Origin of the sequence: Rhodococcus sp. HM1 (assembly GCF_023218075.1) — a bacterium.
In the GTDB taxonomy this organism is placed as follows: domain Bacteria; phylum Actinomycetota; class Actinomycetes; order Mycobacteriales; family Mycobacteriaceae; genus Rhodococcus.
This window is the reverse complement of record NZ_JALPTB010000044.1, coordinates 46,819-55,638: the sequence shown is the minus strand read 5'-3', so window position 1 is coordinate 55,638 and position 8,820 is coordinate 46,819. Positions and strand designations below refer to the sequence as shown.

8 protein-coding genes are annotated in these 8,820 nt (G+C 68.7%); all 8 read left to right on the top strand.

The features are described 5' to 3' along the window. Window positions 1–1,453, top strand: a 1,453-nt coding sequence (locus M1M07_RS21305) for an alpha/beta fold hydrolase (RefSeq protein WP_248675472.1), incomplete at its 5' end; no start/stop codon positions are given. Further along, the gene (locus M1M07_RS21300; RefSeq protein WP_248675471.1) at window positions 1,450–2,175 is read left to right on the top strand and encodes an SDR family NAD(P)-dependent oxidoreductase; all 726 of its coding nucleotides are present in this window, start codon (window positions 1,450–1,452) and stop codon (window positions 2,173–2,175) included. The genes M1M07_RS21305 and M1M07_RS21300, both read left to right, overlap by 4 nt. 145 nt (window positions 2,176–2,320) lie before the next feature. After that, window positions 2,321–2,743 carry a nuclear transport factor 2 family protein gene (locus tag M1M07_RS21295; RefSeq protein ID WP_248675470.1) on the top strand — a complete coding sequence of 141 codons (423 nt, stop codon included), beginning with the start codon at window positions 2,321–2,323 and terminating at the stop codon, window positions 2,741–2,743. 50 nt (window positions 2,744–2,793) lie between these two features. Then, window positions 2,794–3,891, top strand: a complete 1,098-nt coding sequence (locus M1M07_RS21290; RefSeq protein ID WP_248675469.1) for an LLM class flavin-dependent oxidoreductase — start codon at window positions 2,794–2,796, stop codon at window positions 3,889–3,891. Window positions 3,892–3,956: 65 nt separating this feature from the next. Beyond that, entirely contained in the window at window positions 3,957–4,451 is a 495-nt protein-coding gene (locus M1M07_RS21285) for a flavin reductase family protein (RefSeq protein ID WP_248675468.1), read from the top strand. A gap of 5 nt (window positions 4,452–4,456) precedes the next feature. Continuing rightward, complete coding sequence (locus M1M07_RS21280) at window positions 4,457–5,701, top strand: bifunctional 3,4-dihydroxy-2-butanone-4-phosphate synthase/GTP cyclohydrolase II (RefSeq protein ID WP_248675467.1); 1,245 nt, start codon at window positions 4,457–4,459, stop codon at window positions 5,699–5,701. Between the two features lie 79 nt (window positions 5,702–5,780). Then, window positions 5,781–7,640, top strand: coding sequence for a GAF domain-containing protein (locus M1M07_RS21275; protein WP_248675466.1), 1,860 nt, complete (start codon window positions 5,781–5,783; stop codon window positions 7,638–7,640). 96 nt (window positions 7,641–7,736) lie between these two features. Then, window positions 7,737–8,789: a phosphotransferase family protein gene (locus tag M1M07_RS21270; protein ID WP_248675465.1), complete on the top strand. Its 1,053-nt coding sequence runs from the start codon at window positions 7,737–7,739 to the stop codon at window positions 8,787–8,789. Window positions 8,790–8,820 lie beyond the last annotated feature (31 nt).

Genomic DNA, 8,820 nt, shown 5'->3' with positions numbered 1-8,820 from the left:
GCGCCCCACCCCACCGATCTACATCGCCTCGATCAGCCCCGAAACCCTCGATCTTGCCGCTGACCAGGGCTACAACATGCTCGTCACCCCCACCCTGATGACGATGCCCGAACTGAACAGCTTCGTCGTCGACGCCAAACGCCGATTGCGGGATCTGGGCCGCGACATCCTCGACCTGGATTTCCCGATGAACTGGCAGATCCACCTCGCCGACACCGAACAGGCCGCGGTGGACAACGCCCGTGAGGCGTTGACCTGGTACTTCGACGCCGCACTGTCGGCGGTGCCGCAGGGCCCGGACGTGCCGCCGACCTACGAGCGCTACGCCGAACTGGTCTCGGCCACCGACGAGGCCGGCGGCGTCACCGTCGACGGTCTGCGCGACGGCGGCGTCGTCTACGTCGGCGACCCCGACGGCCTGATCCGGCAGCTCGACGCGCTGCACGACGAGACCGGGCTGCAGCACCTGATCTGCTGGATGCGCTTCGGCGGCCTCGAGCACGACAAGGTGCTGCGATCGATGGAACTGTTCGCCGAGCACGTCATGCCGCGCTTTCGCGACCGCGCCCCGGTGGTGCCGCGGGCGCTGCGGGAGCATCCGGCCCCCGAGACCACGTCCTTGCCCCCTTCCCTACTCGTTCAGGAGGACACCATGGGATATCTGCCCGTCGAGAACGACCGCAGCATCTACTTCGAACACCACCGCGGCAGCGGCCGGCCGATCGTGCTGGTGCACGGCTGGGGCGCCAACGCCCGCGCCTGGGACACCACGCTGCTGGCGCTGCTCGCCCACGGCAACGAGGTCGTCACCGTCGACCTGCGCTGCTGCGGCCGGTCCGACAAGGACTTCGACGACGTGTCGATCGCCGCACTCGGTGAGGACGTCGTGCGCCTGGTCGACCATCTCGGACTCGACCGGCCGGTGATCAACGGCTGGTCGCTCGGCGGAGCCGTCGCCACCGTCGCCGTCGCCCAGCTCGGCGACCGGGCGTCGGGGCTGGTGCTCACCGGCGGGGCCTCCCCGCGCTACACCGCGACCGACGACTGGCCGCACGGCGGCTCGGTCGACGACGTCGAGGGCACCCTCGCGGCCGTGGCCGCGAACCGCGCCGAGACCTTCCGCGGGGTTGCCGCGGCGGTATGCGCGCAGAATCCCGGTGAAGCCGTGCTGGATTCGATCTGGGACATGTTCATGGCCATGGGTCCGCGCGGGGACGACTCGCTGCGCGATCTCGCGACGGTGGATCTGCGCAAGGAGATGGCGGCGCTCGAGGTGCCGATCCTGCTGCTGCACGGCACCGCCGACGCGTTCGTGCCGTTCTCCGCGGCCGAGGCCGTGCGCAGTGTCAGCGCACGCGCCGAACTCGTCGAGTTCACCGGGGTCGGGCACGCGCCCTTCCTCGAGGACCGCGACCGCTATCTCGCCGCGCTGACGGGATTTCTGAAGCGATGACCGAGACGAAGAACTGGCTGGTCACCGGTGGGTCGCGGGGAATCGGCCGGGCGGTCGTCGAGCAGGCGACCGCCCGCGGCGACCGGGTCGCGGTGTTCGCCCGCAAGCCTGCCAGCGCGCAGTGGGCCCATCCGGACCGGGTGGTCGAGATCCACACCGATATCGCCGATCCGGACTCGCTCGCTCGCGGGGTCGACACCGTCTTCGAACAGTTCGGCTCACTCGACGTGGTGGTCAACGCCGCCGGGGTGCATCGTGGCGGCCGCGTCGGCGATCTGTCGCGCAAGCACTGGGACGAGGTGATCAGCACCAATCTTTCCGGCGCGTTCGAACTGGCCCGCACCGTCTCGCCCCGACTCGGGGCCGGCGCAGCGATCATCAATGTCGGTGCGGTAGTAGGTTTCCGGGGCTTCCCAGGTGATGTGGCCTACGGGGCGGCGAAAGCCGGCCTGCACGGGCTGACGCAGGTGCTCGCTGTCGAGCTGGCGCCACGGCAGATCCGGGTGAATCTGGTGATCCCCGGTTTCGTGGACACCGACATGACCTCCGCCCTGACGGGGCGGGCACGTGAGCGGATCCTCGCGGCGATCCCGATGGGCCGCACCGGTCTTCCCGAAGAGATCGCGCAGGTCATCGTGGGTGTCGCCGATTCGCCGTACATGACCGGGTCGGTGGTGGCCACCGACGGCGGGTTGATGAGCTCGTTCAGTTCCCGCAGTTGACCCCTGGGGTCGTTGTAGCGACCTACAACCGCCGGAAAAGTTGCGTGACCCACGCCACAGGCTTCCGGCTAGTCTTGAGCACAGCAGCATCGAAAACGTTCCCCCGCTGCATTTTTCGTCCAATCCTCTCCGAAAAGGAGTTCGCATGGACAACGTCGCGAGCGCCGGAAACCTCGAAGCGGCCAACAAGAAGCTCGTCGCAGAATTCATGGAGGTCTTCTCCACCGGCGACGTCGAGGCGATCATGGGCTATCTCGCCCCCACCGCCACCTGGTGGGTCGCCGGCACCATCGAGGGCATCTCCGGCACCAAGAACAAAGAAGAGTTCCGCGCGATGCTTTCCGGTCTGTCGACCGAGACGAAGACCGGCGCGATCCGTCTGACCCCGCTGGCGTGGACCGCCGAGGGCGACCGCGTCGCGGTGGAGACCGAGTCGTACTCCGAGATGAAGAACGGCCGCATCTACAACAACCTCTACCACTTCGTCTTCGAGGTCCGCGACGGGCAGATCCAGTCGGTCAAGGAGTTCCTCGACACCGAACACACCCGGGCCGTCTTCCTCGGCTGACTCCCCTCCCTATTCCTCCTGAAACCCCACTCACACAAGGAGCTACGTCCATGGACGTCGGAATGCTGCTGGTCTTCCAGAACTACCACGAGAACGTCAGCGACCAGGAGGTCTTCCTTCGCGAACTCGAGATGGGCGTCGACGCGGAGAAGTACGGATTCGACGCCGTCTGGTCCGCCGAACACCACTTCGACGACTACTCGATGTGCCCGGACAACCTGCAGATCATGTCCTACATCGCGGGTCGGACCTCGACGATCAAGCTCGGCACCGGCGCCGTGATCCTGCCGTGGAACAACCCGGTCCGAGTCGTCGAAAAGATGGCGATGCTCGACATGATGTCCGGCGGCCGCGCCCTCTACGGCATGGGCCGCGGCCTGGCGAAGATGGAGTACGACGCCTTCGGCATCCCGATGGACGAGGCCCGCGGACGGTTCATCGAGGCCGCCAACCTCACTATCGAGGGGCTGCGCACCGGCGTCGTGGACAACCCCGACGGCGAGTTCTACAAGCAGGCCCGCGTGGAGATCCGGCCCGCCCCGAACCCCGCCTACGAGTGGACCCGCGACCGGCTGTTCGGCGCCGCCATGTCCCCCGATTCCGTGCCGGTCATCGCCGATCTCGGTGTGCGCATGATGACCTTCGTGCAGTACGAGTTCGCCAAGCACGCCGAAGCGATCAACCGCTGGCGCGATCTGTACCGGGAGCGGTGGAACACCGAACCGCTGCCGCCGGTCGTGCAGGACTTCGTCATCTGCCACGAGGACGCCGAGGAGGCCCGCCGCCTCGCCTACGAGCACACCGCCCGCTACTTCCTGTCGGTGATCAAGCACTACGACTTCGCCGGCGAGCACTGGCGCAACACCCGAGGCTACGAGACCTACCAGGCCGGCGCCGACATGATCCGCGAGGCCGGCATGGAGGCCGCCGCCGACGCCTACGTCGAGGCCAACATCTACGGCACTCCCGAGCAGATCGTCGAGAAGTACGCAGCCCGCCACGAACTGGTCGGCGACGTCTTCGTCAATGCCGCCTTCGCGTTCGGCGGCCTGCCGATCGACCAGGCCGAGAAGTCGCTGAAACTGTTCGGCGAGAAGGTCGTTCCCGAACTGCACAAGTTGAAGGCGAAGGTCCCGGTCGGCGCCTGATCCCGACCCGGGCGGCGCCCGGCCCAGCCGGGCACCGCCCGTTCCATCCCCGTCGGAGGACGACCATGAACTCCCCACTCACTCAAGACCTCACCACCGTGTTCCGGGACGTGATGGCCGGCGTGTGCACTCCCGTCACGGTGGTGACCGCACTCGACGGCGACCGCCCGCACGGCACCACCGTCAGCGCCTTCGCGTCGCTGTCGATGGATCCTCCGATGGTGCTCGTCGCACTCGACCGCGGATCGGACCTGCTCACCGTCGTGCGCGGACAGGGCCGGTTCGGAGTCAACATCCTCGGCCACGGCCAGGACAGCCTGGCACTGACCTTCGCCCGCAAGGGTCCCGACAAGTTCGCTGCCGTCGCATGGTCACTGTCGGCGGGCACCCCGCGCATCACCGGCACCCCTGGATGGTTGGCGTGCACCGTCTCTGACCTCGTCGACGGCGGCGACCATGTGGTGGTCCTCGGCCACGTCACCGAGGCCGACCGCCACGACCACCCGCCGCTGACCTACCACCGGCGCACTTTCGGCACCCACAGCGCAGAACAGGAGTAGTGGTCATGCCCCGCACCCCGGCCCAGCAGGTCGAACTCGCCGTCGAGGCCCTCGCCGCGGGCGGACTCGTCGTCGTGGTGGACGACGACGACCGCGAGAACGAAGGCGACCTCGTCGCCGCCGCGTCGACCATCACCGCCGAGCAGATGGCGTTCCTCGTACGCCACACCACCGGCATCGTCTGCGCACCCATGCCGGCGCACCGCGCCGACGCGCTCGACCTGCCGCTGATGGTCGAGCACAACACCGACGCGCACGGCACCGCCTTCACCGTCAGCGTCGACCACGTCTCCACCGGCACCGGGGTCAGCGCCGCCGACCGCGCCGCGACGATGCGGGCCCTCGCCGACGAGGCCTCCGCCCCCGCCGATCTGCGGCGCCCCGGACACGTCTTTCCACTGCGCGCCCGCGAGGGCGGGGTCCTCGCCCGCGCCGGGCACACCGAGGCCGCCGTGGACCTGCTGCGCCTGGCCGGGGCCGGCGAGGTGGGGGTGATCGGCGAGATCGTCGCCGAGGACGGCTCCATGCGCCGCGGCGACGACCTGGCCGAGTTCGCCCGCACCCACGGGCTGCCGCTCCTGCGCATCGCCGACCTGGTGCGCTACCGGGCAGCGACCGAACCGTTCGTCGAGTACGTCGCCGAGGCGCAGATGCCTACCGAGTTCGGGACGTTCCGCGCGGTGGCGTTCCGGTCGGTGCTCGACGACAGCGAACACCTGGCACTGGTGATGGGTGACATCGCCGCAGCCGGCCGCAGCCGCGAGGGGGTGCTGGTGCGGGTACACAGCGAATGCCTCACCGGCGACATCCTCGGCTCGCTGCGATGTGACTGCGGCGCCCAACTCGAACGCGCCCTCGAAGAGATTGCTCGCGAGGGCTGCGGGGTGCTGGTCTACCTCCGCGGCCACGAGGGGCGCGGTATCGGGCTCGCCCACAAGATCCGCGCCTACTCGCTTCAGGAGCAAGGCCTGGACACCGTCGATGCCAACCGCGCCCTGGGGCTGCCGGACGATTCGCGTAGCTACGGGGTGGGCGCCCGCATCCTCGCCGACCTGGGGGTACGGCGTATGCGGCTGATCACCAACAACCCGAGCAAGCTCGGCGGGCTGGAGGGTTACTCGATCGAAATCGTCGGCCGGGTGTCGCTGCCGACCGCCGTCACTGCCCATAACCTGCGCTATCTGCGGGCCAAGCGGGACCGGATGGGGCACGTGCTCGACACTTCTCTCCCCGATGTGATCGCGACCTGACCGTCGACTATTTTGTGATGTTGCACAACATCGTGGATGCCGAGTGACTGCGACCACGACGAGGAGGCGAGAGGACGGCATGACCCTGCTGCCGAGCACCGGAACCGGAACCACACCGCTCCGTCCTCCGGGCACGGCCACCGTCCCCCGTCACCGCGAACGCGACGTCATCACCGCCTTCGCCGAGATCACCGGGGAGGCGATCAAGGACACCGACCTCGAGGAACTACTGCGCGCAGTGTGCCTCAAGCTGTGCGAGGTGATCGGGGTCTGCCGCTCCTCCCTCTACCTCAAGCGCCCCGACGGACGCTTCCGCGGCGCCGCCGGGCACTGCGCCGAGCAGGGCGACATCACCGAGGCCGTCAAACGCCAGGAATCCGGGATCGAGGGCGACCGGTTCAGCCGGGAGATCATCGACACCGCCCGCCCGGTGCTCATCGAGGACGTGCGCAACGACCCGCGGCCGCACCGGCGCACCATGGAGCACTGGCAGGTACGGGCCATGCTCGGCGTCCCCCTGGTATTCGACGGCGAGGTCATCGGGCTGCTGTTCGTCGACGACCGCGACGGCGACCACGTCTACACCCAGGAAGACATCGAGATCGCCGAGATGTTCGCGCAGCTCAGTGCGCTGTTCATCAGCCAGGCCATGCTCAACGTGCGGCTGCGCACCCAGGCCTCGGAGATCGCCCGCAGCCGCAACACCCTCGCCTATCTCGCCGACGTGCATCGCAAGCTCACCAACGCCGTGCTCGAAGGCGCCGACATCCACACCGTCGTCGCGCTGCTGTCGGACCTGTCCGGCAAACCCGTCGTGCTCTACGACGAGGACTTCCGGGTACTGGCCTGGTCCACGCCCGCCGCCCTCGGCCTCGACCGGCCACCGGTGATCTCCGAGAAGATCCGGGGCATGCCGTCGGTGAAGGCCGAACTCGCCGGTCTGAGCCCCGCGCGCCCGTCCGCAGTGGTGCCACCGACCCTGTCGGTCGGGCTCGGCCGCCGGCACCTGATGTGCCGGCTCGTCATCGAGGGCCGCCCCAACGGCTATCTCGGCATCGTCGAAGTCGGCCGGTCGCTCGAGGCAGTCGACGCGAACATCGCCGAGCACGGCGCGACCGTGCTGTCGCTGCAGATTCTGTCCGAACGCCGCCAGATCGAGACGCAGGGGCAGGCGCGCGACGACTACCTGTCCGACCTGCTGCGCAACACCCGCGACAAGGAACACCTGATCCGCCGCGGCCCGCAGTTCGGCATCGACCTGACCAACCCGCACGTGCTGGTGCGGTTCACCCTGTCCGCGAACCCGCGCCTGACCGCCTCGGTCGCGCAGCGCCTGGTCACCCGCCGTTTCCGGGAGATCTTCGGCATCGACGAGCCCGCCGCGGTGAAACTGCCCGGCCACATCATCGTGCTGGTCCCACTCCGCGAGGGCGGCTCCGCCGACGAGCTGGCGGCGGTGCGCGAGAAGGTGCAGCAGGTGCGCGCGTCGCTGCAACCTGATCTGGCCACCGGCGCCACCGTCATCTCCGGGGTGTGCCGGGAGGTCGCCGACTTCCCGCACGCCTCGCGCGAGATGCGGGAGGTCGCCGAGATCGCCCACTCCTTCGACCGGTCCGAGGACGTCCTCGACGTCACCGAACTCGGTCTGCTGCGTGTCGTCGTGAGCTCCGGCCGGGTCAAGGAGGCCGTGCGGTTCGCGCACGAGTACGTGCACACCGTGCGCGCTACCGACGACGGGATCCTGCTGGCGACCTGGCGCGCCTTCGTCGCCGCGGAGGGGCGGGTGCAGGGCGCCGCCGCGATGCTGGACGTGCACGAGAACACCGTTCGCTACCGGATGGGCAAGATCAAGGAGCTGACCGGGCTGGACCCGAGCAGCCTCGACGCCCTGCTCTCGGCGCGCCTGGCCTTCCAGATCCTCGAATTCTCGGCCCGCTGACCAGCGTCGATCCCGGGCCCTGGGGTGTTGTAGGAATCCACAATCGGTCCCGAAAACCGCAGTGCCCCCATAGGTGTCGGCCGATACGTTCGATACATGCCGACCGACACCACACCCAGCGACCTCCTCGGGGTCGATCTCACCGCCGTGCGGGACTGGATGGACACCCAGGGCCTCGGCTCCGGCGAGCCGACCGCGGTCTCCCCCATCGGCGGCGGGACCCAGAACATCATGATCGGCTTCGAACGCTCCGGCGTCCGGTACGTGCTCCGACGCGGGCCGAAACACCTTCGGCCTCAATCGAACCGAGTGATGCAGCGGGAGATGACGCTGCTGCGTGCGTTGTCCGGGACCGCGGTGCCGCACCCGACCTTCGTTGCCGGCTGCGAAGACACCCACGTGCTCGGTGCGGTGTTCTACCTGATGCATGCTGTGGACGGCTACAACGCCGCCGAGACCCTCACCCCCACCCACGGCGCCGACCGAACCTTGCGCCACCGCATGGGCCTGAGCATGGTCGACGCCCTCACCGAACTGGCGCGCCTGGACCCGGCGGCGATCGGATTGAGCGACTTCGGTCGCCCCGAGGGTTTCCTCGAACGACAGGTAGGCCGCTGGCTGGGCGAACTCGAGTCCTTCACCCACCTGCCCGGTTACCCCACGGTGCTATTGCCGCAGGTCGAGAGGATCGCGTCCTGGCTCGACGACAACCGGCCGCCGCAGGGTGCACCTGGCATCCTGCACGGCGACTACCACGTCGCCAACGTCATGTTCGACCGCGTGGCCCCCACGGTCGTCGCGATGGTCGACTGGGAGATGGCTACCGTCGGTGACCCGCTGCTCGATCTGGGCTGGATGTTGGCGATGTGGCCGCACGCCGACGGCGAACCCGACCTACTCGAAAGCCGCCTCACCGCCGCCGGTGGCCTGCCGAGCCGCGCCGAGTTGATCGCCCGGTACGCCGCGAACAGCGACCGCGACCTCTCCGCGATCGACTGGTACACCGCGCTCGCCGGGTTCAAGCTCGGCATCATCCTCGAGGGCACCTACGCCCGCTCCCTCTCCGGGCAGGCCCCCACCGACGTCGGTGACCGCCTGCACCGCTACGCCCTGCTCCTGTTCGAGCGCACCCTGCGCTCGATCGACTGACCCGCTCCCCACACACCCCGGAGGTACGACG